Below are 24371 nucleotides of genomic sequence, written 5' to 3'. Positions count from 1 at the left end.
AGAATTTATTGTCTGAAAATTTTCTTTTCAAAATCTAAGTCCTCATTTTCAATGGCAATCTGTAACTCTTACTTGAAGTCTCTATAATCGAGTTTGGGTCGTTAATATCTTTGAGATAACCAGCTTGATAATATAACAATCTTGCTGCTTTGGTGTTAGTTATCATCTGAGTAATCTTTTGACGAATTAATTGATGTTCTTTAAGGTAAACACCAAACTGTTTTCGCTCGTTTGTATACTTGATACAAGCTTCTAAACAAGCTTGAGCAATACCTACACATCCCGAGGCTACACTATATCTACCATAATCAAGCGCACTAGAAGCAATGTAGGAAAATCCAAAATCTAATTTACCTACTAAATTTTCTAAAGAAACGTGACAGTTATTAAACTGCAATTCTGCTGACATTGAAGCCCTAACACCTAAGATTCCAGACATGGGTTTGACTGACAGTCCTGGACTATTTTTTTCAACTAAAAAAGCAGTAGGTTTACCCTCACATTTAGCAAAGACTAAAAATATATCTGCTACTTGACCATAGGTTATCCATTTCTTTTGCCCATTTAAGATATAAACATCACCAGTAAGTGTTGCTATTGTTTCTACACTTTTTGCATCGCTACCTACATTAGGTTCGCTTAACGCAAAAGCAGCTATGATTTCTCCAGATGCAAATTTAGGAAGCCAATACTGTTTTTGAGACTTATTACCCCATTTACATAAAGCATGAGCAACCATGTTGTGAACCGTCAGCAAACTCCTAATAGAAGAACATCCCCGTCCAATTTCCTCGTTGAGAATGCCATAGGTAATCATATCCATTCCTTGACCGCCATATTCTTGAGGTAATATGGCACCGAGGAAACCACGTTGAGCTGTTTTCTTAATTAGTTCTGGCGGAGTAAATTCTTTTCTATCCCATTCGCCAGCATGAGGACATATTTCCTCATTAACAAAAGCTTGAAATTCAGCTTTAGCGTTTTTTTGTTGAGTAGATAGTTCTAGTTTCATGAATAGAGTTTATCGTTCTGAAATTATCAATCTCCGTATTCTCTCTTGAGATAACAAATTTAATGATGGCTAGTACCGCAAGGCGGAAGTCAAAAGTCAAAAGAATTGTATTTCAAGCTCTTGCGCCATTTGAAATGGTGAATCAGCGCTGCGGGAGGGTTTCCCTCCGCAGGCGACTGGTGAACCCGAAGGGTATGTTTATTTACGCCAAGCTGTACTAGTCTGGTATTTTGTTTATCACTATAATGCCTCTTTACAACAATAAATCATTACTATGAATCACTACCTATTTTCATACGAAAATATAAAAACAATCTATGAGATAAGACCTTTAAATAAGTCTATAGTATGCTTTAGAGATCCTCCAGAAATTGCATGACGAAGATAAGGAGGTGCGATGTTTAAAAAAACTTGTAACATATTTTTTTGTTTGAAAAAATCTTGAATTTTAAGATCATACCAAAATGATAATGATATATTCTCATCTATTGCTGTAACATGATGCCACCAAAAAGGTGGTATATAGAGTATTTCTCCCGGTTGAAGTATAACTTCTATTCTTTCTTGCCAAGGAAATTTTGGAAAGAATTCCAATTGGAGCAAATCCGGATTTACTTTGCTATTATGTCCTATGCCAGAACTATCCTCAAGAGGTGGATAAAATGATAGATAATTTGAAGGAGGAAATAAAAGAAATCTTTTTCTCCCTCGAATTTGAGCATAAATATTATGTACTCGGTCAAAGTGAAGGGTACTAGCTGAAGTAAAATTTTTATTTGAGAAACCATGCCATAAGTTAACCCATGGCTTTCTATTTAAGTATTTTGGATAAGTAACATCTCCAACAAGTTCAGGAAAGCGATCTTCAAAATCTATCTCATTTGAATAACATCCTATATCATCATTATTCTTTTCATTAACTCTATCTTCTATATCCTTTATATACTCCTTGTATTGCATCTCTTTTATGTAATAAGAACCATTATCATAAGCAAACTTTTTATAATCACCCAAAAAACCTTTTTGAAAAAACCATATAGAAATCATTTTCTTTCCACAGTGTTTTATCAGATAATCATTAGACCAATTATTACAAGCATCCCAATGTTCAGCAACATCCTCAATTAAAAAAGGCTGATATTGCTTCCATATCTCTAAAAACTGCTTTGTACTAGGATTATTGATTTTTACAATTGATTCCCTAGCTTGAATTTTCATAAACACTCCAACATTTTTAGCTTCTGTAACTGGAAGTTTTGCCCTGCTTTCTGACTATTGCCATAATGAATGTCGGTTGATCATTCATTTATATATGAATTATTACAGCAGTCTTACGCTCAACTAAATTAGTAATAGAGTTAATTGTCCGGAAATTTTCAAACTCTAAGTCTTCATTTTCAATAACAATCTGGAACTCTTGTTCTACAAATAAAACAAGTTGCATTGCAAACATAGAGTTGACAAAACCTAGAGCAAAAATGTCTTCATCTTTCTGTAAGTCATGATTGCCAAAAAATTTGGAAAGAAAAGTTTTGATTTTAACTTGAATTTCGTTCATTATTTTTAATTATTCCTATTTATTGATAGATATAAAACCCTTTCCCACTTTTTCTACCATGTAATCCTGCATCTACCATTTTTTTGAGTAAAGAGCATGGTCTATACTTACTATCGTTAAAGTTTTCGTACAAGACTTCGATAGAAAATAAAATGGTGTCTAGTCCAATCAAATCTGCTGTTTCTAAAGGCCCCATTTTGTGACCAAAGCAGCCTTTAAAGATTTTGTCCACATCTTCTGCTGTAGCAACCTGGTCTTGCAACAGAAAAATAGCTTCGTTAATAGTTAACATCAACACGCGGTTGGAAACAAAACCTGGTGAATCATTGACAATGATGCATTCTTTACCCATTTGAGTCAGCATTTGTTTTGCTGTATCAATTGTTGACTCAGAGGTATGATATCCACGAATCATCTCCACCATCGGCTTCATTGGTACAGGATTCATAAAGTGGATACCAACAACTTTATCGGCCCGTTTGGTGACTGAAGCAATGCGGGTAATGGGAATTGCTGAGGTGTTAGCGGCGAATACGCAATCTGTTGGGCAAATAGAATCTAGAAGGGGATACACTTCTTTTTTAATATCCCATTTTTCAGTGACATTTTCAACTACAAAATCTGCATTTTCTAAAATTTTATAGTTTTTTGAGAATTCAATTCTGTTAAGAACATTATCTAGAGTCTCTGTGTTATCGCTTTTGTTGAAAAAAGTCTGAAAGCGGATATTATTCCTGATTTCGTGTTTAGCTTTATCTAGGATATTTTCTGAAATATCTACTAGGATAACTTGATGGCCTGTTTGAGCGAGGTTTTGTGCAACTCCTATCCCCATTACGCCCGCACCGACAACACCTACTGTTTGAATGTTCATAACTTCAATTCATTATCCTATAAAACGCTAACAGTTTGACTTGGGTCACATTACCCCTGTAGTTCAAAAACTTTGCTATTTAAAACGCAGGGAATCGATGTTAGGATCGGGTCACAAATTTTCTGGCACTTTTTCTGGAATCTTCCACATATAAATCAGACTACACTTATCTTCTTGACTACAGTTATCTTCAGGATTACACTTTGGGTAGCCTTCATATTCATAGTCTACCCAGTCCCCCATATGATGCTGGAAAGATACTACACGAGTACCAGGTTTGAGTTGCTTGAATAGTTGTGGTCTCAGTCTGATGTTAACATCGTCTCCCAAGTACAGAGTCACAACTGTTGCGTCGCTAAAGTTACTCTTGAATAAATCCTGCTGAAGAATCTTGACTTTATCGGTTACACCTGCATTTTTAGCATTCTCATTCGCTTTTTTGACGAGTTCCGGGCGGATCTCTATACCAGTACTGCGAGTACCAAACTTTTTCGCCGCAGTGATGGGAATTCTGCCATCGCCGCTACCGAGGTCGTAAAGTATATCATCTTTACCTACCTTCGCTATTTTCAGCATTTGATCTACTATTGCTTGCGGTGTGGGCGTGTACCCTGCATCTGGTTCTTTTTCGCTGGGTTTAGCTTCGGGCGTAGATTGCTGAACTTGTAAGGTATTGGGGTTTGTTGTTGCGGGGTCGGTGTTGAGTTGGGAAACTGTTTCTTGGCTACAACCTGCAAGCAAGAGGCTACCTGAACTCATGGTGAGAAGAAACATTTTTAACAGTGAGTTTACTGGCATGATATTTTTCTCAAATTAATATAAACTTGGAACATTAGGAGTGTAATTTTACCAAGAGACATATTTAAACTTTTTCTCTTTCTTTGATATCTGGATGCTGCTGCCTACGGGAGGTGCGGTAGTTAAGCAGTAATACAGGTATGCCCGTAAGCAAAACTACGATTCCCAGACGCGCACCGGAACCCGTGTAAGCAAGGCTAGAGTGCAGCATGTACCCGCACACTGCACAAAAAAGTAAGGGAATCACAGGGTAAAGGGGGACTCGGAAGGGGCGTTGTGTTTCTGGTTCCCGGAAGCGCAGAACTAAGAGGCTGGCCCCTGAGAGTAGGAAAAAAAACCAGAAGACGGGGGCAGTATAATCTACCATTGTGCTAAAGCCTTTACGTTGGATTGCACCATAGACTACTAGAAGGATGGCGATCGCACTTTGCAAAATCAGGGCGTTGCTAGGTGAAGAGGTGCGATGTCCCCACTTTCCCAAAAATCCCAGCACTGGAAAGTCTCGCCCTAAAGCATAGTTAGTCCGCGCTCCGGTAAAAATAGTGGCGTTAGCTGTGCCCAAGGCAGAGACTGCTATTAATAAGCTCACAAAGATTGCACCATTATTTCCCCAAGCACGACGCATTAATTCGGCTGCTGGTGCTTTGGATACTTGCATTGCTACTAGTCCCAAGCCGTGCAAGTAAGCAAAGTTAATTAATAAATATATGACTGTAATGATAATGATACTTCCTAATAATACCAATACCATATTTCGTTTGGCTTCTCTTACCTCAGCGGAAATATATGCAGCTTCATTCCAACCGCCATAGGTAAGCAAGACAAATACCATCGCCAAACCAAAATTACCTGTTTGATTGCTAGATGCGTTCGTTACAAGGTGGCCGCTTTGCAGCATCGCTTCATTCCCAGTTTGTGGAGTTGCGAGAATGATTGCAGCAACAATCACCAATAGCAATCCCAAAACTTTTGCTACTGTTAACCAGTTTTGCACCCGTTTACCTTGCTTTAAGCCGACTAGATTTACAACTGTCAACAGTGCGATCGCTCCACAAGCATACAATGCCGAGGAAAACTTCCCTAAAGGTAACATCTGGGAAGCATAATCACCAAATACAAATGCTAGCAGGGCGATCGAGCCTGTCTGAATTATCGCCATCCGCGCCCAAGCAAACAGAAAGGCTAAATTCTTTCCGAAAGCTCGCAGTAGGTAATAATAAGTACCACCCGCATCAGGATAGGCTGTGGCTAACTCCGCGTAGCACAAGGCACCAATCAAAGACATGACTCCGCCCAAAAACCATGCAAATATAGTAATCCCAGCAGTTTGGGCATTTGCTGCTACTAAACTTGGCGTTTCAAAAATACCTACACCCACCACCATTCCAACAATCAAAGCTCCTGCATCGATTGTAGAAAGTGTAGGTTTCGGTACTATCAGTTTTTCTGACATAATATAATCGTGGATTTCTCAATATGTAAGTAGAACAGCGTAAAAAAAACAAAATATGTAACGAAAAGTAAAGTTGCCCAAAAAGCTCTTCCCTTCTGTCTTCTGCCCTCTGCCTACCCCAACTTATTGAGCCGATACAAATCCTGCCCAATCTATTTGCACTCCTGCTAACCACAGTCGACCTAATGTTTTCAGTAAGAATGCTAAATCTGGTTTGCGATCGTAGGAATATCTCAGAGAAGGCAAGATAATCTGACTAACCGTCGGATTATCTTCTATACATTGCAGCGCAAAGCTACCTAGAGTCTGTCCAGGACCTACTTCCAATAAAATTGGATATTGTTGTTTCCACAACTGTTGTATACCCCGAGAAAATAATACGGGTTGACACATATGCTTAACCCAATAATCGGGATTTGTAGCTGATGCTGTTGTTATCCAAGTTCCTGTAACGTTAGATATATAAGGAATTTTTGGTGCTTGCAGGTTAAATGTTGTTACTAACTCATGTAAACCATAACTAGCACCCTCCATCATCTGAGAGTGAAAAGCATGAGAAGTTTCCAGACAACGACAAGCTAAACCTTTATGAGTTAATTGTTGTTCTAAAGCTTCTATAGCATCAGTTTCACCTGCGATTACACCCATAGATGGGCCATTGACCGCAGAAAGTGAGAGTTTGTCATTGAGTAGGGGAAATATCTCTGTTTGCGAAAGTGGAACTGCAAGCATAGCTCCATTTGGCAACTTTTGAATCATTTGTGCTCTAGTAGCAATTAGTTTTAAACCTTCGTCCAAAGATAAAACTTCTGCTATAGTCGCTGCTACATATTCACCAATGCTGTAGCCAATCATTGCCGCCGGACGAATTCCCCAGGATACCAATAGCTGTGCTAAGGCATATTCAATAACAAAAATGGCTGGTTGAGCGAGGTGAGTTTGATTGAGTAAAGATGTTGCAGTTACCATCTTTGTATCCGTTTGTGTTTGGCTGCGACCTAACATTTTTCGCAAATCCAAACCCTGAGAATTTTCTTGTGGCGACTGCTGGTCTTGTTGAGAAGCTCTATTTGGATAGATTACATCTCGCAAATCTTGACCGAGAAGGGGTTTAAGAAATTCACAACAGTAGTCAACACAGACGCGAAACACAGGTTCAACCTGGTAAAGTTCAAGAGCCATGTTAACGTAGTGAGTACCAAGTCCAGGAAACATAAAAGCTACAGAACGTTCTTGTGTTTCTTGGATGTTGGTAAGTACCCGCTTGGGATCTGCAAATGCAACTAGAGCATCTTCTATATCCCGACAAACAACTGTCCGCCGATGCTTAAAAGCTTGTTGTTCGCATTGTAATGTTTGAGCAACATCCGCAAGGTTTAAGTCACGATGCTGTCTCAAATAATCTGTAAGGTTTACGGTAGCAGTTTTTAGTTCTGAGTCAGTTTGTGCAGAAAGTAGCAATAACTGCCAAGGACGAGAAGTGCTAGTAAGCATTTTTGACAAATTCCAAATTGTTACTCAATTTAAAAGTTAGTTTGGGTTACAAAAATTTTTCGTTTACCATCAGCATCTTTCAATTCTGGGCGACCGTGCAAAAACTTTGAATTATCAATCATTGCCAAGTCCCCATGTTGCCACGGTATTTCTTCAGTTAATCTATTCATAATATCCTTGATTTCTGCAATGACTGCATCAGGAATTGCTGAACCATCTTCTAAAGAAATTTTTTGTTGTTCATACTCGAACAATACCGAATTAGCAAATGCAAGTTCCTGATCAAAATTTGGTTTTTTTACAGCGGAACAAATATATTCCATATAAAAAGATTCATCATCATTAATCCAATACTTTACTCCTTCAATATTGTCCAGCAGCAGCTTAAGATCAACGATAGTACTGTCTGCTCCTAAAAATAATTTCCACTGCTCAACTGACACATCATGTCTATACTTGACTTTTTTATGAAGAAATAGTTGCTTTACTTGCTCACTCAACTCTTTCCAAACCTGTACACCGTTCCAGAATAACGTTTCACCCCCTTCTATAGGCACATCACAACAAAACCAAATCACATCAGAGACAAAAGGACTACTAGCATTTTCACAATGAGGATCAAGAGGATGCGTTCCACCATCTACAAGCTGAACAAAAGAACCGTCAACATAACTATTTTCTCTAGTTGGATCTATGACATATCTATCACTAAATTGTGCAGAAAACTTTTTCATCTGCTCATAATTAACTTCAAATCCTCGAAACAAAATTACACCACATGATTTGAATAATTGAAAAACTTCCTGTGTTGTTAATTCTAAAATATCCCGATATTCATTGTTAGCATAAACTACATTAGCAGTAGTAATGCCTAATGGTTCAACTTTCATCATCCTACATCCTTTATTAGTGAAGTAAATATCATTTTAGTCATACTATACGTAGAATATAATGTTTACTATTTTTTGTTTTGTCGCCTAATCCATATTTCTTTTTGCTGTGTAGACATTTGTCTTCGTTTTTTAACTCTATTATTTATTGGTTCCAAAAAAGATTGAGGCTTGAATCTTTGTTTTAAATATTCTGCTAACAAATTAATAGTAGGATTTTGAAATATTTCTACAATTGATATGTCTTTACTTAAATCTTTTTTAAGTTTATGATTTAGCTCTACTATCAGCAATGAATGACCTCCAAGGTCAAAGAAATTATCATTAATTCCTACTTTTTCTAGATGTAAAACCTCTTGCCAAGCCTGAGCAATAATTTTCTCTATATCAGATTGAGGTGCCTGAAAAGGTGCTGTTAATTCTGGACGTAGATTTTCAGGTGCTCTTAATGCACGACGGTCTACTTTACCATTAGGAGTTAAAGGTAGAGTATCTAACATGACAAAAGCAGAAGGAAGCATATATTCAGGTAGTTTCTCCTTGAGAAAACCCCGTAATTCATTAACAGAAAGTATAGCTTTTTTATAGGTAACTAGATATGCAACCAGGCGACACTCATTCGGTATATCTTTTCTAGCTACTACCACTGTTTCTCGTACCTGTGGATGTTGCTTCAATAAAGCTTCAATCTCTCCAAGTTCAACACGATAGCCCCGCACTTTCACCTGATGGTCAATCCGCCCCAGGAACTCTAGATTTCCATCTAACCGATAGCGAACCAAGTCTCCTGTTTTATACAATCGCGCTCCCGGCTCGTTACAGAAGGGATTGGGGATAAATTTTTCAGATGTGAGTTCTGGTCTATTCAAATAACCTCGCGCTAAACCAGCACCTCCAATGTATAGTTCGCCCGGAACTCCAATTGGCACTGACTGAAATTGCTGGTTGAGAATATAAACTTGCATATTGGCAATCGGACGACCGATGGGCACAACTTGTTGGTTTCCATGCTTACAAGTCCACAATGTGGCATCAATGCAAGTTTCCGTCGGCCCATAGAGATTGTGCAAATCGGCATCCAAATGAGCAAAAAAGAGCTCTTGCAGAGAAACAGCTAAAGCCTCGCCACCGCAAAATACACGTTTAAGAGATTTGCAAGTTTCCAACCCTCCCTGAGAAAGTAGCATTTGCAGCAAGGGTGGAACAAATTGGACAGTAGTCACCTGTTGATCAGCAATTATCTTTATTAGATAAGCACTGTCCTGATGTCCATTTGGTTGAGCTATGATTAACTGTGCTCCTGCTAGCAAGGGTGCGTAGAACTCCCAAATTGAAGCATCAAAGCTAAATGGAGTTTTCTGTAGAACTTTGTCTTTTTCAGTCAGAGGAAACTCCGTTTGCATCCAAAACATATGATTACAAATTGCCTGGTGAGGAATCATAGTGCCCTTTGGTTTACCACTAGAGCCAGAGGTGTAGATTACGTAAGCTAGATTTGCAGAATATGCATTACTAATAACATTCTCTGAACTCTCTTGAGTAATTCTTTCCCAGTCAATATCTAAACAAATTACCTTGGTTTCACCAGTCGGCAATTCCTGTATCCACCTCTGCTTAGTTAACAGCACTATACTTTGGGTATCTTCTAAGATGGAGGCTAAGCGTTCTTTTGGGTGTGCAGGATCTAAGGGCAAGTAAGCTCCACCTGCTTTAAGGATGGCTAATAGCCCTACCACCATTTCTGGTGAACGTTCCATGCAAATTCCAATAACTGTGTCTGGTTTAACACCTTGTTTTTGTAAGTAATGCCCTAGTTGATTTGCCCGATTGTTTAACTCTCGGTAGGTTAGTTGTTGGTTTTCAAATATGATGGCAATGTCAGATGGTGTTTTCTCTACCTGTGCTTCAAATAACTGATGAATGCATTTATCTTGTGGATAATCTGTCTTAGTATCATTCCACTCAACTAATAACTGTTGTACTTCAGATGGTGTCAGTAGTTGCAATTGTGAAATACGTTGTTCGGGATCGCTAACTATGCTTTCTAGTAAAGTCTGGAAATGTCCCAGCATCCTGTTAATAGTATCTGCATTAAATAAATCCCTGTTGTACTCGCAAGTTGCAACTAAACTTTGCTTAGAATCATCCATAAACAATGTCAAATCAAACTTAGATGTGCCGTTGTCACCTTCTTCATAGGTGACTGATACATCAGTTAGACTGAGATTGGGTTTTGGAACATTTTGAAGAACAAACATTACTTGAAATAGTGGATTGTAGCTCAGGTCTCTGCTTGGCTGTAGTTCCTCTACTAACTTCTCAAAAGGTAAGTCTTGGTGAACATAAGCTTGTAGAGCTGTTGACTTCACCCGCGCTAACAACTCTTGAAAACTCAGGTCGCCAGAAAGGTCTGTACGTAGTACTAAAACATTGACAAAAAGTCCTATTAATGAATCAACTTCCGCTCTATTACGATTGGCTATCGGTGAACCAACTACAATATCAGTCTGACCTGTGTAGCGATACAGCAAAATTTTGAAGGCTGTAAGCAAGGTCATAAATAGAGTTACTCCCTGCTGACGGCTCAAATTCTTTAGTTCTTTTCTCAAAGTTGGGGAGAGAACTAATTTCGCTCGACCACCTTTGAAGGTTGACAAAGGCGATCGCGCCCGATCAGTTGGTAAATTCAGTACAGGCAGCTCACCCTGCAATTTTTGTTTCCAATAAGTCAATAACGGTTGAGTACGTTCGCCATCAAGCCATTTTCGTTGCCAATTGACAAAATCTCTATACTGAATAGGTAATTCAGGAAGTGGTGTACCCTTTTGGGGAAGCAAGCTACGCGTAGCGTCTGTCTGCGACACGCTGCGCGAACGCAGAGAAACTTTGCCTGTTGAGAATGCTTCATATAGTGCAGCTAATTCTTTAATCAGAATACCGATAGACCAACCATCTGCAATTATATGATGCAGAGTCACCAACAATTGATAATTTTTTTCATTTAATTGTAAAATTTTACTACGCAAAAGCGATTGAGCAGATAAATCAAATGGCTGCTGTGCGAATTCTATAGCCAAACGTTGGGCTTCTTGGGTACGCTCATTTTTTGATAAAGAACGCAAATCTTCAACCGTCAAAGTTACAGGTACAGCTTGATTTACAACTTGGACGGGTTGTCCATCAATCAATGTAAAGCTTGTGCGTAATACTTCGTGTCGTCTAATAATTTCGTTCAGACTATCTTGTAAAGCTGTTAAGTTAATGTAACCTTTGAAGTTAATAACTATAGGAATATTATATGTAGGACTATCGGGATTTAGCTGATTGATGAACCATAATCCCTGCTGGGCAAAGGATAGAGGATAAATAGATGTGTTTTTCTCTTGTTGAGTAAGGGATAGTGAAGGTATTGCATCTGTTGTCAGTTGAGCGAGGATCTTTGTAGCTAGCGATCGCGTACTCATCCCTTCAAAAAAGTCTGCTACGGATACTTCTACCTCTAAATCAACCTCAATCCGGTTTTTCAACTCAAATACTTTTAAAGAATCAAGTCCCAGTGTGCTTAATTGTTCTTGTGGATTAATATCATCTGTTGCAATTGAAAGTACTCCCGCCAAGAGTTCAATCAGATATCTTTCTAAAACTGGTTGACACTCCCTTGGGGAAAGCGCCAAAAGTTCAGAACGTTGTAATTGAGTTTCATTTCTGGCAATATCACTAATCTTGAGAATGTCACTTTCAACTACATTCAGTTCGCCATTCTGAAATTGAGCGCGAGTTGCACGACGTTGAATCTTACCGCTAGAAGTTTTGGGTATACTACCTGGTTTAATTAAAACCACTGCATAAACTTGTACTTCATGTTCATCAGTAACTGCTTGCCGAATTGCATTAACTACTTCTGCTAAATTTGGCTTGGCGCGAAACTCTAATTCTTGTACAATAAAGAGCCTTTCTTCGTTGTTAACCTCTACTGTAAATGCTCCATTAGCACCGGAACGTAAGGATGAATGGCTGCGTTCTGCGGTTAATTCGATATCCTGCGGGTAAAGATTGCGACCGCGAATAATAATTAAATCTTTTGCTCTACCTGTAATGAAAAGCTCACCATTGTCCAAAAAGCCTAAGTCACCAGTCCGTAAAAAGGGCCCCGGACTTCGTCCCGCTTCGCTAACTTTTGTGTCTTTCAGATAGGCATGGAATGTTTGCTCTGTTTCTTCTGTTCGATTCCAGTAACCCTTACCAACACTGAAGCCAGATACCCAAATTTCCCCAACTTCATCTGATGAACAGCGAGTTAATGTTTCAGGATTAACAATGACAATTTGCTGTTGAGGAATAGTTTGACCGCAACTGACAAAGGTTTGGATATCTTGACTCTGGGGAGTTGCTTCAACTATCTGGTTTTGTGAAAGTGCAGATTTCTCTATAGTTTTTACCTGAGCTAAGGCTGTTTTGCTCCCACCAGAAACTATCAAAGTTGCTTCCGCCATACCGTAACAGGGGTAGAACGCTTCTGAACGAAAGCCACACTCTGCAAAGGTGGTTGCAAATAGTTCAAGAGTATCTTGCCGGACTGGTTCAGCACCGTTAAACGCGACATTCCAACTACTCAAGTCAAGAGTTTCTTTTTGTTCTTGAGTAATCCTTTGAACACATTGTTCATAGGCAAAGTTGGGGCCACCACTCGTTGTGCCTTTGTAGCGGGAAATTGCTTGCAACCAGCGGTAAGGTCGTTGTAGGAAAGATGCTGGAGACATTAGGATGCAAGGAAAAGCACCATATAAAGGTTGCAAAATACCACCAATCAACCCCATATCATGGTAAACAGGTAGCCACGAAACAAACTTACTGCTAGGCGAATGTTCCATCATTTGGTAGGTTACAGCGGCGTTATGCAGCAGATTGCCATGACTGAGCATGACTCCTTTTGGTGTGCCTGTAGAACCCGATGTATATTGCAGAAACGCTAGGGTATCCCCATTGATTGCAGGTTGTTGCCAAGAATCTTCTATACCCTGTGCGATGTTGTCAGTTGTCAGCCAGTGAAAATTTCCCTGTTTTGTTTCAGGTGTGAGTATTGATTGTAATGTGGGGAGCATTGCTGTGGTGGTGAGAGCAATACTTGCCTGTGCATCTATGCTAATAGCTTGTATTCTGGGCGTTTTACGTTGATTGCGAGGTGGATAAGCTGGAACTGCCACTACTCCAGCATATAGACAACCGAAAAATGCTATTAGGTAATCCAGTCCAGAAGGATACAGTAATATGGCACACTCACCTCTCAAACCAAGAGCTTGGAGTTGAGCTGCTACAGCCCGACTGCGCCGATCCAATTCATGGTAAGTCAGGGTTAATTCCTGAGTCTCTCCATCCTCAAGGAAAGTAAAGGCTTGTGTGTGTGGCATCTGACATCTGCGATCGCGCAGAATATCAACGATTGTTGCACATTGAGAGGGAATTTCTGGGAAGCTATCGATAATTTGGGTCATTATTATGCCTTAGTTAATCAGATACAGGCAAACAATAGTGGCAAAATTAATCTCACACTCACTCCTGGCTGAACAAGGGTTGGAGTCAGTTTTTGTGGGTATCTTAGTTTAAAAATCCACTTAAATACAGCAAACCTTAAACAGACATACCTCTTTCTTACTCAAGGTAGTGTTTTTACAGAATTATTTAATTCAATTGGGAAAACTCTTAAACAAACCTCAATTGCTCTAGGGAAGACAGCGCGAAATTAGTAAGTCAGCAATGCAAGCTTTAATATTGCTAGTTATTTTCATTTAGACTTTCTTACATTACAAGGGATTGTGGCATTTTGCAATCCTGTATTAATAGGTAATAATTATCAATATTTGAAATATGTGTCATTTTAGACTATTGCTAAAACATTCTATCACTTTTGATAGATGTCAACGCCTGAAAAAAGTCGAATGGTTTCAACGAATTGATTTTGGCTGAAGATGAAATTCCATAGTCTAAGGATAGTCTAATGGCTCAGATTTTAATCGGGACTGTGCGATCGCCTGACGACAACGCTCAATGCTGGGATCTCCCGCAAATACTCGCCTATTTAGCTGATGAGCCATTTCTATCATATCCCTACTTGGTAGCCAGGGAAAAATCACTATATCCCCAGATGCCGAAAACATCTTGATTAGCTGTTCAATCAGCTGCTCCTTTAAATCTGATTCCGGAAAGATAATCACAGTTTTCGCCCGTTCAATTAACCAATCATGATCCCAGTCATCGGAGGTAATGGCAATGGCAAGAGCCGCAAAGGGTATGCGCTCGATGAATTGTGGTGAAGCTGTATCACCACAGAAGACAAAATGTTGCTTTTCTAGTAAAAACCAACTTGACTGAATTTCATTAGGATTCACAACAACAGGTGAGACTGAGGATGACGTTGCTATAGTCACCTCTAAAGCTGGTGTTTCACCATTAACCGGCTCCTTGGGAATGATAGCCAGGATTTCCGGCTTCTTAGAAGTGAGTGGTTGTGATGGCTCAGGCAAAGCAGGAGTAGAGATAGACTGTGATTTCTCGTCCTCAATTACTTGACGAATACTCTTATGAGTTATGGTTTCGCCTTCCTGAGCACGTTGTAGAAATTCCTCGCGGACGTTTTGTGGAGTTGATGGTGCTGCCAAAAGATAGAGCGCAGACGTGGCAATATCTATTTGTGCAAAATTTGCACGTTCAGCCAATGTTTCATAAACGTTAATAAAATTATAAGCTGTCCGTCGGCTCCAACCAAACTCAGCTTTCAGCCAAGTCTCAAACTGTCCGTGTTTGAGCCGAGAACGCACGTCAACCAGCTTTTGACCAATTTCCCAGATATCCTGTGCGGAACGTCGTAAGCGCTCCTTAATTTCTCCTGTTCGTTGCTGAACAACAATTCGCTGTTCAGAATCCAAATTTTCATAGTCGAAGCCTGTGACTACTTCGCTCTGTTTTTTTAACTTGCTCACAATTTATCTAAACTATTTTGTACACAAAATTTATCATAGTTAATTATGAATTGATTATCATCCGTGAAAAGTTAAATTTAAATGTTTTTTGTCAATACGTCTAAATATAGAAATAAATTTATTGAAAGCGCCATACCGGGCGTTGCATAATTAAGGGATGAAGTGTCCTCATTGTGCATCCACCCATATTCGTAAGAACGGGCATCGACGTGGTAAGCAAAATTACATTTGCGTATCATGCGACGTGCGTTCCGCCCCGCTTCGCTAACGCCAATTTATAGAATTATATTCAAAACGAGGTTATTCAGATGAAATTAAAAAATAATGTTTAACAATGTACGTTAATGGTACAGGATTTCGTGCCATAGAACGGCAAACGGGAGTTAACCATAACACGATCATACAGTGGGTTAAAAAGGCGGTTCAACCATTAGCAGATGCACCTGAGCATTCAGAAATTCCCGAAATAACCCAAGTAGATGAACTAGAAACTTTTGTTGCTAAAAAAAAACAAAATATAGCTGTGGACAGCAGTGAATAAAAGCTATCCAGGGATTTTAGCCTGGGTTTTGGGAGACCGTAGTGCTAAGACATTTGAAAAACTATGGAGAATTATAAGATGCTGGAAAAGTTATTTTTATGTCACGGATGGTTATCCAGTTTATCCATGTTTTATTGATGACGGAGACCATATTGTTAAGAAAACTTATATGACCAGAGTTGAAGGAGAGAATACAAGATTAAGACATTATTAGGACTTACACACTGTACAAATTTATTATCTTGTGCATTGACGAAAATACGTCGTTTCAGACTTTTATCAGTCATCCTTGGATAAATAGCGATCGCCTAAAAAGTGTCGAAAAATCAAGGTTTAATGCCTGAAACAAGTACTACATATTTGGTATTTCCTGTCAATGCGTAAGTCCTAATTATTTAGCCCGGCTTCATCGTAAGACATTATATTATTCCAAATCAGAGGAAATGCTTAAGCTTTCAATTAAATTGTTACTTCATTACCTCCATGACGGTTTTGTTACTCTTCCAAGCTAATTCATCCCGCAAATATGCAACGCCCCATACCGCAGCGCATAAGATGCAGAGGTATAAGGCAGTAAGTCTTTCCTCTGTGCCCTATACCTCTGCTCCCCATTCCCCTTGTGGGCATAGTTTTTCATAACAAGAATAATAATCACGCTCAAGAAGGAGAAGAATGAGGAAAGATGTGAAGTAAGTTGCTTGATATTTTCTAAACTTAATGATAATCTTTATTATTAAGTAAATTCAGCAGATCAAAAAGTTTTCCAAAGGTCTTACCAGCCCTTGATTTGGGATGGGCAATACAATCCTCTAAAATCACCTTAGAATCTACCTGTTGGCTAACTTTGTTATGGATTGACTGAAGAGCGATCGCATATTGCGGGTGCTTTGCGCCATCGCAACCACTGATCATTGCCAGTTTTCCAAACATGGGCACAAACCCTGATTCTTTTTTAGTTTGCAAAGCTTTTGAATCTAGTGAATTAACTTTATTGACAATGACAAAAAGTAAAAACTAGCTTCTAATACCAAAATTATGCATAGTTCAACTTAAGTAATATTCCTAACTAGTGGCACAACACCTGTGGAAGAAGTAATCTATTACACTTCCAACAACTCCATTTGTTTTAGTACAGGTAAATAGAGTTTAGCCAAAATAGTTTCTAAGGCATAACTTTTAGATACTAAGAGTTAACTTTCCACACATGGGTTCCTGAGCAAGGCAAATCTCTTTATCTAGCTAGAGTCTAGATTTGAGTCCAGCAAGAAAAATCAAAGCTGAGAATTAGTTGCTATGCAAACAACGTCACCCCAGGTAAGCGTGGATGATTTTTTTCTAGAAGTAGATCACATTTTTGTCTGTACGACCAAAGACACTGAAAGCATCTCAGTTCTTCAAGAACTTGGTCTTCACTGCTCTAATCAGGCGGTGCAACATTTCAAACAAGGAACAGCCTCAAAAATAATTTTTTTTGAGAATACCTATCTTGAGTTAATTTGGATAGAAGATAAACATTTAGTGGAACAGCAGTCTGTAAACACAGGCGTTCATACACTAAATCGTCTTCATGGGCAGCATACAAGAGCATCACCCTTTGGTGTCGCTCTACGTAGGAAGTTTAATCATGGCAACTTGCGATCCCATTCAACTTTATACTGGTCTGAGTGGATGCGATGCCTACGGCGGGCTACGCCTACGCAGATGTCTATTAGTTTTGCAGCAGAAAATCTTGTAAATCAGGAAGAACCTTTTTGCTTTATGATTCCTGACAGTATTGCTCTGACAGCTTGGCTTGATCCATCATTAACAGCGCATCAGAAGTTAATTTCTCATCCCTTGGGTGTAAAAAAACTAACGAGCGTAAAAATCACAATTAATAGCGACAAACATTTGACTGATGCTATGACTCTGCTTAGTACACATAGTGCTGTCGCTATTGAACGAGGGGAATCTCCACTACTAGAGTTGACCTTTGACGAGGGTATCAGAGAAAAAAATCTCGATGCACGACCAATTCTGCCAATTTTGTTGAAATATTAAAACATAGCCTGTTGAAGAAGAATTCAGAAGTCAGAATTCAGGAGTCAGAATCAAGTGCTCGTGACGCTCGTTCGCCCTTGGCGTCTCCCCTTGGGAGAAGACTCGCTAACGCTGCGCTATCAGTCGGGGATTCAGACCCGCGACTGATTGAAGACCACCAAATTTTCAATTTGGTGGGGGTGCAAAAACGCCGATTAATCAGACGCCAGTCATACAGAATTCATTCTGACTCCTGACTCCTGAATTCTGTTCGATAACATCACTGGCGAAAAGAATGTGAACTGAGGTATTACTATGGCAACAATGGGAAAATATTGCAAAGCTTACTCTTTGAAAAAATTACGTGAGTTCAGTCAGTGGACTGAGTATGCTGAAAATGCAAAAAGAGAAAACAAATCAGTTGAGGGTAAGGAAGTCGAAAGTAATAGAGAGTTAACTAATGATGACTTTCTTTACCTACAAGAAAATTACGTAGTGACTGATGGGATTTTCAAGGATGAGAATATCATTTTTGACAATATAACTCCCGAATGGAAAGAGTTTTGCCACAAAACCTTAGCATTTGAGATTCCAGTCTACGAGCCAGTAAAAGTACAAGCATCAACAAATCAAAACAAAAGTGATTCTTAAGAGGGAGACATCTGTATGAATGAATTAGTGCAACGTTTGTCATCCGGGGAACATCCTGTTGAAGCAAGCTTACGACCCGAAAAAACAGCTACAGCACTGAAAGAAAGTATTGACCGAGGGTACGTACATATCAAATTCATGAATACTAGCGGAGGTACTGATTTAGGTGTCAGACTCGACCCAGAAGCATCTAATTTGCAAGAAGCTGACTTTGAGCATCAAACAGGGAGGGTTCATCTGGTTGGGAACTTGACATTGAATTACGTGAAAGTTCGATGTATTGCAGATATTAGACCTCTTGCAAAATTATTTTCTGGTAAGATAGAGGGTTTTGTCGCTTGAGTCAATTGTGCAATGCAGTACGAGCAAACAAAAAAGTTATCTAACCGCGAGTTCAAACGTTTAGTGGGAGTACAAAGACGAACGTTTGATGAGATGGTAAGAATCATGCGAGATACTGTTAAGACTAAAAAAACGCGAGGTTGTCCAAATAAACTAGATTTGGAAGACCAGATTTTGATTTGCTTACAATATTGGCGAGAATATCGAACTTACTTCCATATAGCCCAAGATTGGCAAGTATCAGAATCAACTGTTTGCCGTACAGTACAACGCAAAAGAAAGTGTGTTGGTTAGTTCTGGGAGATTCCGTTTAGAAGGAAAAAAGTCCTTGTTGATACCGTCACAGAAACCAAAAACGGTTGTGATGGATGTAACTGAGAGTCCCATTGAACGTCCTAAATCCGGTCAGAAACGTTTCTATAGTGGCAAAAAGGGACAGCATACTCTCAAATCTCAATTTGTCATTGACCTTGAGACCTCGCAAGTACGTTGCGTTGTCAATGATTCAGGTCGTAAACACGACTTCAAACTGTTTGTGGAAAGCAAAGTACGTTTTCATCCTGATACACATAGCCTAGAAGATAGTGGCTACCAAGGAATTGCTAAATTTCATGCCAATAGCCATTTACCAAGAAAGAGACCGAGAGGAGGTAAGTTAACCAAGCAAGATAGGCACTTTAACCGTGATTTAGCTCGTCGTCGAGTTGTTATTGAACACGTCAACCGACGATTTAAGGTCTTTCGGATTCTCTCTCAACGCTACCGTAATCGCAGAAAACGTTTTGTGTTGCGCTGCCACTTAATTGCTGGAATTTATAACTATGAGCTTCTAAATGCCAGTTAAGTTTTCGCAAATTTTTTTAACCCATTACTTTACCACAAAACTTTTTTGCAAGAGGTCTATTGAACTGGCAAGTTTAGAAGGTAAGGGACACCTTGAATCAGTGGAATCGTGAGATTTCCCCGTGTAAATTATTAAGGTAGATGGATTAGTAGACATCGGGGTAAATAAGCCACCCATTTTAAATGCCTGAAACTTTTGCCCAAACTTAATTACGTAGTTTCCTTCTCGCCTTCAAGCAAGTATTAGGAATTACAGGCAGTTAGTACTCGTAATCTCCCAAGTGTGATTATGACAGGTTAAACGAGTTAGTAGTAAGTACTTTATTGGCTTAAATGACGACTAGAGCCACCGACTACTAACTTCTTATAGTAAAGTACTGGATTATCAAATCTTAGAAAACATAGCCAATTAAATACCACGGAGATAAATTATGTACCAAGACGACAAAGAAGACACAACAATTTACAAAGTTGTAGTCAATCATGAAGAACAGTATTCCATTTGGCCTGCTGACAGAGAAAACGCACTCGGCTGGAAGGATGCTGGCAAAAGTGGTTTGAAACAAGAATGTCTAGATTACATTAAAGAAGTTTGGACTGATATGAGACCACTTAGCCTTCGCAAGAAAATGGAAGAAGCTGCTGGAGGTAAATCATAACACATTTGATTTTTCGTAAAGGTTGTCCAAGGTTAAGAGTGAAGGGTCAAAAAACTCTGGACTCTTGACCGAAGCAACAGAAATTCGACATGAAAGTATGACAACTGCACAAACATTTAACTCCTGGCTAACATATACCAAACCTAATCCTCATGCTTCAGTGCGTTTATTCTGCTTTCCCTATGCAGGTGGTAGTTCTATCATTTTTCGCACATGGGCTGAGAGTCTACCTAAAACTGTCGAAGTTTGCTCTATTGAACTTCCTGGACGAGGAACCCAGATGAAGTCAGCCCCATTTTCGCGGCTAAAACCTCTTGTCGGTGCGATCGCCCAAGCGCTGACAAGGAATCAGTTTGCTCCCGCCTTGCTTCCACATTTAAACAAGCCATTTGCCTTCTTTGGTCACAGCATGGGAGCAGTTGTCAGTTTTGAGCTAGCCCGTTTACTCCGCAAACAGTACGGTCTTGAACCAGTACACATGTTTGTTTCCGGCCGCCGTGCTCCACAAATTCCCGATCCAGATCCACCTATCCATGCTCTCAGTGAACCTGAGTTCATAGAAGAACTACGCCGTCTCAATGGTACTCCCGAAGCACTACTGGAAAATGCCGAATTAATGCAACTTCTTGTCCCAATTCTACGAGCAGACTTTGAAGTTCTAGAAACCTATGTATATACTACTGAGCCACCACTTGATTGTCCTATTACTGCTTTTGGTGGCTTACAGGATCAAGAGGCTAATTGCGATGAACTTCAAGCTTGGCGCGAGCAGACAAATGCTGCATTCTCACTACAAATGTTCAAGGGCGATCATTTCTTTTTACACTCAGCCCAATCACTCCTGCTACAGTCACTTTCTCAAGAACTACAGCAAATTACCAGTAAAATAGACCGTTTACAGGAAAATTCTGATTGACTCTGTATTATTCTTGATTTTGCTTTGCATTTCTAATTTGTAGAATGTATTATCCACTAAGATTTGTTCAATCAGTATCTACAAAATCCTTAAGCAGAGCGCAAATAAAAATCTCACCTAGTTGAGGAAGAATTCAGAACAACAAAGTGGCAGATATACTACGGGATCTTGCTACAGAATCGCAGCTAATTATAGACTGCTAAATTTCTCCTACCAGAGAGTTTACTTGAACGATTTAGCGCAGTATTTCACACTTATTCATCCGCTCTTCGGGTTCGACAGTAGGATTCCAATTCATACTGAATGATGATTCCTAAATTCTGCTTTAATCAACCAAATACAAGACTTTGAAGGCATACCTTTACAAATTTTTCACTTCCGTTTAGGGGTTAAGCGATATTGAATATTGTTGGTACAAGAAGTTTGTCAATTAGGATTGCATATGAGTACCTCTTCTTTATTGGGAATAGATTCTAAGACTCTTAAGGGATTTCAAAGACAACAAAAGTATTTTCCTTATCGGTATGCTTTAGTTCGCAGGTATTTACCTAAATTTGTCAATAAATATCAAAAAATATATGCTACTCAACTAGTAAATTTTACTGTTTTACCTTCAGCAGAGATATTTAATACTAGTACATTGCAAACTGATTTTTATGAATTCTTTACTGAGATAGTATGCGACACTCCTGGTAATACAACTTATGCAAAATATCTGAAAAAGACTTTCACAGAAGTTCCAAATCAAGCTCTCAATCCAGAATCTTTAGGTACAGAGATAATTGATGATGAATATTCATCTGTTGTCTACACTTGGAAAGCCAACATTCTCCATGAATTAAAGTTGGCATTAGATTTTGTAAACTTTTATAACTTAGGCAAAAATATTTTTGATTTTCCTCAATGTTTATTAGAGTCTTTTAAGAATACAAATATAAAAAAAATTCCTTTACGCGATGTCAAACTGCCATATCCAGCTTTTTATTTACATTTTGGTTTGCAAAAAGATTTAGAGTTAGAACTTGGACATGTAGTCAACAGTGAATTTTTATGTTCGTTGTCAACAAAAAGTAAGCAAATAAATAAATATTACTTGGAGGGGGTATATGTAAAAGAAATAGCTAGTGGTGGTTTTGAATTAGCATTAATTGGTTCTCCAGAATTTCCAGTTTTGAGTGATAGTTGGCTGGAGTATCCGACCGAAGCGCTTTCTGTAAGAATTCCTTTAATTAATCCAGATATAACTATTGGGGAAGCTTTAGACTGGGAGATAATAGATACTTCTGCCTCTCATAAAAAAGCCATATTTCATTATCTAGATGAGAATAATTTACTTGATAAAATTGATGTTGATTTTAATATAGAATTCTTGAACGATTTTTTATTCTATGAATTTGAAGAATTTCATGATCATAAGTGTTATAAATTTATATTAAAAATTTTAAAGTTAGTTATCAATGCTATATTTTACACAACTAATTATCGGTTTACTGAAGAAATTTCAGAACAAATACCTGGATTTATTCCCAATAATTTGCGTAAAGAATTAGAATCAGATGATGCAAATACAAGGAGTAAAGCACTTTTAAAAATAGATAAGCAGGGATATTCGCTAGTTAAAATGTGTGGTAAGCGTAGTTGTCGAACAGGAGTTTTTTCGAGTGACGAGATAGGTAAAGTTGATAACTTTCAACAATCAGAAGTGGTCAGTATTACTGAACCTAAAAGGCAGTTTAGTAGTTACCACAGAAGAAGGCATTACCGTCTTTGTCCTGTAGGCAAGAATCGTAGTGAAGAAGCATTAATTTGGGTTGAGTGTGCATATGTACAAGGCACACTTCCATATAAAGAAGGGTTACGAATTTATGAGTTTGGTCAGCCAGAGACATCTGGTACAAATCTAGATAATTTGGATGGAAAAATCCTTAATAATAAGCAAATTTTGGAGATTAGGAATATGTTTGAGCTAGGAGTTGCTACTATTAGTGAGATTGCTAGTTTTTATAAACTGCCGGAAGATATTGTTGAGCGAATTATAGTTAAGAGACAATAATAAAAATACTAAATATCAATATAATTGACTAAAATTTTATTACTTATAACATGATATTGAAGTTTTAAACTTGTTTCTTATAACTATGATATTAATATAGCAAGCCTAAATCATTATTAGAGGCTATTTACATTCTCTTTATTAATTAAAAAACTACAATATGCGCTATTTACTGAAAGTTTTTAGAAGAAAAGTATTCCGTGTTTTACCGTTTATACTCGGTTTGATCTTTGCCTTAGTTGTGGTACTCCAGAATGGAGCGATACTAGCGACATCCACTGAAATACGGGAGCATCCCACTTTGGCAAATATACCAATTCTTGAGAGAATCTAAGGCAATACCCAAGCTGTCCGTGTGAAACATGATTCCTGAAAAACAAGCACGTCTAGAAGCCTGCCTGAAAGAACTCGCAACGTTACTATATGAACAGACGGACAAAAGTACGCTGACCGACCTAGAAAGTATTGAAAAAACAGTGCGAACCCAAATGTTAGAAAAGGTTAGCCCCGAAATCGCCCTTTTTTTATCGAACAAGCAACAGGAACTAAAACAGGTAAAGTCCGAAAAGTAAAAAGCTGTCTGGGGGTACTGAAGCTGAGAGCAAAGCAGGCACAAAGATTAGGATTGAAGTCACATAGTCAACTCAGTCCCTTGTTGGAGAAGTGTTGCTTACGACTATCTGCAAACGAGTCATACCAAAGTGCAGAAGCCGAAATCGAGGCGTTGACGGGGGTTAAAGTGGGTCATTCAACTCAGCAGAGGCTGGTACTGCGGCAAGACTTGCCCTTGCCACAGGCACTTCAAGCTGTATCAGAAGTAAGTGTGGACGGGGGAAAAGTGAGGCTACGGGGAAAGCCTACTGAAGGTAGTTATTGGCGAGACTACAAAGTTGTGCGTTTACAAGGCATTTACTATGGTGCATTTTTTGACTCGAATCAATCATTGATTGATTACGTCAATAGCCAACAGCTAGTCAACCACTTGTATGTTTAGGAGACGGACATGATGGAGTATGGAATTTAGTTAAAGAATTTGCGATCGCTAACCAAAGATGGGAAATTTTAGACTGGTTTCATCTCAAAGAAAATCTCTACAAAGTTGGTGGTTCCGTCAAACGACTCAAAAAAGCCGAAACCCTATTGTGGCAAGGTCAAGTGGAGGCAACCCAGGCGTTGTTTGCCGATTGCAAGGGTAAGCAGGCGAAAAATTTCTGTACTTATCTTGAGCGACACCGCCTGATACCATTTCACGAAAAATTTGATGCAAATAAAGCATCAAGAATAAAATCCC

18 protein-coding genes and 2 pseudogenes are annotated in these 24371 nt (G+C 38.8%); 9 read left to right on the top strand and 11 right to left on the bottom strand.

Going from position 1 to position 24371, the window contains the following annotated elements:
* Window positions 1-34: 34 nt before the first annotated feature.
* The 10 genes from RMY63_RS24470 to RMY63_RS24425 all read right to left on the bottom strand — a co-directional run bounded on the left by RMY63_RS24470 (window position 35) and on the right by RMY63_RS24425 (window position 15056).
* Entirely contained in the window at window positions 35-1012 is a 978-nt protein-coding gene (locus RMY63_RS24470) for an acyl-CoA dehydrogenase family protein (protein WP_322731203.1), read from the bottom strand.
* Between the two features lie 315 nt (window positions 1013-1327).
* Window positions 1328-2230, bottom strand: a complete 903-nt coding sequence (locus tag RMY63_RS24465) for a cupin-like domain-containing protein (RefSeq protein WP_322731202.1) — start codon at window positions 2228-2230, stop codon at window positions 1328-1330.
* Between the two features lie 88 nt (window positions 2231-2318).
* Window positions 2319-2570, bottom strand: a complete 252-nt coding sequence (locus RMY63_RS24460; RefSeq protein WP_322731201.1) for an acyl carrier protein — start codon at window positions 2568-2570, stop codon at window positions 2319-2321.
* A gap of 19 nt (window positions 2571-2589) precedes the next feature.
* Entirely contained in the window at window positions 2590-3444 is an 855-nt protein-coding gene (locus RMY63_RS24455; protein WP_322731200.1) for a 3-hydroxyacyl-CoA dehydrogenase family protein, read from the bottom strand.
* Window positions 3445-3555: 111 nt separating this feature from the next.
* Window positions 3556-4242: an SAM-dependent methyltransferase gene (locus RMY63_RS24450; RefSeq protein WP_322731199.1), complete on the bottom strand. Its 687-nt coding sequence runs from the start codon at window positions 4240-4242 to the stop codon at window positions 3556-3558.
* 64 nt (window positions 4243-4306) lie between these two features.
* The gene (locus tag RMY63_RS24445; RefSeq protein ID WP_322731198.1) at window positions 4307-5695 is read right to left on the bottom strand and encodes an APC family permease; all 1389 of its coding nucleotides are present in this window, start codon (window positions 5693-5695) and stop codon (window positions 4307-4309) included.
* A gap of 123 nt (window positions 5696-5818) precedes the next feature.
* Window positions 5819-7189, bottom strand: a complete 1371-nt coding sequence (locus RMY63_RS24440) for an acyltransferase domain-containing protein (RefSeq protein WP_322731197.1) — start codon at window positions 7187-7189, stop codon at window positions 5819-5821.
* Window positions 7190-7218: 29 nt separating this feature from the next.
* A complete protein-coding gene (locus RMY63_RS24435) occupies window positions 7219-8082 on the bottom strand; it encodes a TauD/TfdA family dioxygenase (protein ID WP_322731196.1) in 864 nt (287 codons plus the stop codon).
* Window positions 8083-8147: 65 nt separating this feature from the next.
* Window positions 8148-13571 carry a non-ribosomal peptide synthetase gene (locus RMY63_RS24430; RefSeq protein WP_322731195.1) on the bottom strand — a complete coding sequence of 1808 codons (5424 nt, stop codon included), beginning with the start codon at window positions 13569-13571 and terminating at the stop codon, window positions 8148-8150.
* Between the two features lie 489 nt (window positions 13572-14060).
* Window positions 14061-15056 carry a DUF3102 domain-containing protein gene (locus tag RMY63_RS24425; RefSeq protein WP_322731194.1) on the bottom strand — a complete coding sequence of 332 codons (996 nt, stop codon included), beginning with the start codon at window positions 15054-15056 and terminating at the stop codon, window positions 14061-14063.
* 157 nt (window positions 15057-15213) lie between these two features.
* Here RMY63_RS24425 and RMY63_RS24420 point away from each other — a divergent pair.
* Window positions 15214-15808, top strand: a pseudogene (locus RMY63_RS24420) (IS1 family transposase); the annotation flags it as partial.
* A gap of 503 nt (window positions 15809-16311) precedes the next feature.
* Here RMY63_RS24420 and RMY63_RS24410 read toward each other — a convergent pair.
* Window positions 16312-16560, bottom strand: a complete 249-nt coding sequence (locus RMY63_RS24410) for a hypothetical protein (RefSeq protein ID WP_322731193.1) — start codon at window positions 16558-16560, stop codon at window positions 16312-16314.
* A gap of 330 nt (window positions 16561-16890) precedes the next feature.
* Between RMY63_RS24410 and RMY63_RS24405 the strand changes: the two genes are divergently transcribed.
* From RMY63_RS24405 to RMY63_RS24370, 8 genes and pseudogenes are all read left to right on the top strand, one after another.
* Window positions 16891-17637, top strand: coding sequence for a VOC family protein (locus RMY63_RS24405; RefSeq protein WP_322731192.1), 747 nt, complete (start codon window positions 16891-16893; stop codon window positions 17635-17637).
* A gap of 294 nt (window positions 17638-17931) precedes the next feature.
* Window positions 17932-18267 carry a hypothetical protein gene (locus tag RMY63_RS24400; RefSeq protein WP_322731191.1) on the top strand — a complete coding sequence of 112 codons (336 nt, stop codon included), beginning with the start codon at window positions 17932-17934 and terminating at the stop codon, window positions 18265-18267.
* Between the two features lie 15 nt (window positions 18268-18282).
* On the top strand, window positions 18283-18609 hold the full coding sequence (locus tag RMY63_RS24395; RefSeq protein ID WP_322731190.1) for an MbtH domain protein: 327 nt from the start codon (window positions 18283-18285) through the stop codon (window positions 18607-18609).
* Between the two features lie 12 nt (window positions 18610-18621).
* Window positions 18622-19453, top strand: a protein-coding gene (locus RMY63_RS24390; protein WP_322731189.1) for an IS5 family transposase whose coding sequence is annotated in 2 segments (ribosomal slippage) — window positions 18622-18882 and window positions 18884-19453 — 831 coding nt in all. Because the reading frame shifts where the segments join, the coding sequence is not laid out codon by codon here.
* 430 nt (window positions 19454-19883) lie between these two features.
* Entirely contained in the window at window positions 19884-20111 is a 228-nt protein-coding gene (locus RMY63_RS24385; RefSeq protein ID WP_185563727.1) for an MbtH family protein, read from the top strand.
* Window positions 20112-20208: 97 nt separating this feature from the next.
* Entirely contained in the window at window positions 20209-21027 is an 819-nt protein-coding gene (locus tag RMY63_RS24380) for a thioesterase II family protein (protein ID WP_322731226.1), read from the top strand.
* Between the two features lie 409 nt (window positions 21028-21436).
* Window positions 21437-23080 carry a hypothetical protein gene (locus RMY63_RS24375; RefSeq protein WP_322731188.1) on the top strand — a complete coding sequence of 548 codons (1644 nt, stop codon included), beginning with the start codon at window positions 21437-21439 and terminating at the stop codon, window positions 23078-23080.
* A gap of 362 nt (window positions 23081-23442) precedes the next feature.
* Window positions 23443-24371 (top strand): annotated as a pseudogene (locus tag RMY63_RS24370) (ISKra4 family transposase); the annotation flags it as partial.

Source organism: Nostoc sp. ChiQUE01b (assembly GCF_034531255.1).
GTDB lineage: Bacteria > Cyanobacteriota > Cyanobacteriia > Cyanobacteriales > Nostocaceae > Nostoc.
This window is presented reverse-complemented; position numbering and strand designations above follow the sequence as displayed.

Coding starts and splice junctions, on each gene's coding strand:
- RMY63_RS24430 (WP_322731195.1), bottom strand. CDS start 13,571: ATGACCCAAATTATCGATAGCTTCCCAGAAATTCCCTCTCAATGTGCA.
- RMY63_RS24405 (WP_322731192.1), top strand. CDS start 16,891: ATGCAAACAACGTCACCCCAGGTAAGCGTGGATGATTTTTTTCTAGAA.
- RMY63_RS24440 (WP_322731197.1), bottom strand. CDS start 7,189: ATGCTTACTAGCACTTCTCGTCCTTGGCAGTTATTGCTACTTTCTGCA.
- RMY63_RS24470 (WP_322731203.1), bottom strand. CDS start 1,012: ATGAAACTAGAACTATCTACTCAACAAAAAAACGCTAAAGCTGAATTT.
- RMY63_RS24450 (WP_322731199.1), bottom strand. CDS start 4,242: ATGCCAGTAAACTCACTGTTAAAAATGTTTCTTCTCACCATGAGTTCA.
- RMY63_RS24380 (WP_322731226.1), top strand. CDS start 20,209: ATGACAACTGCACAAACATTTAACTCCTGGCTAACATATACCAAACCT.
- RMY63_RS24435 (WP_322731196.1), bottom strand. CDS start 8,082: ATGATGAAAGTTGAACCATTAGGCATTACTACTGCTAATGTAGTTTAT.
- RMY63_RS24455 (WP_322731200.1), bottom strand. CDS start 3,444: ATGAACATTCAAACAGTAGGTGTTGTCGGTGCGGGCGTAATGGGGATA.
- RMY63_RS24395 (WP_322731190.1), top strand. CDS start 18,283: ATGAATGAATTAGTGCAACGTTTGTCATCCGGGGAACATCCTGTTGAA.
- RMY63_RS24400 (WP_322731191.1), top strand. CDS start 17,932: ATGGCAACAATGGGAAAATATTGCAAAGCTTACTCTTTGAAAAAATTA.
- RMY63_RS24460 (WP_322731201.1), bottom strand. CDS start 2,570: ATGAACGAAATTCAAGTTAAAATCAAAACTTTTCTTTCCAAATTTTTT.
- RMY63_RS24465 (WP_322731202.1), bottom strand. CDS start 2,230: ATGAAAATTCAAGCTAGGGAATCAATTGTAAAAATCAATAATCCTAGT.
- RMY63_RS24445 (WP_322731198.1), bottom strand. CDS start 5,695: ATGTCAGAAAAACTGATAGTACCGAAACCTACACTTTCTACAATCGAT.
- RMY63_RS24385 (WP_185563727.1), top strand. CDS start 19,884: ATGTACCAAGACGACAAAGAAGACACAACAATTTACAAAGTTGTAGTC.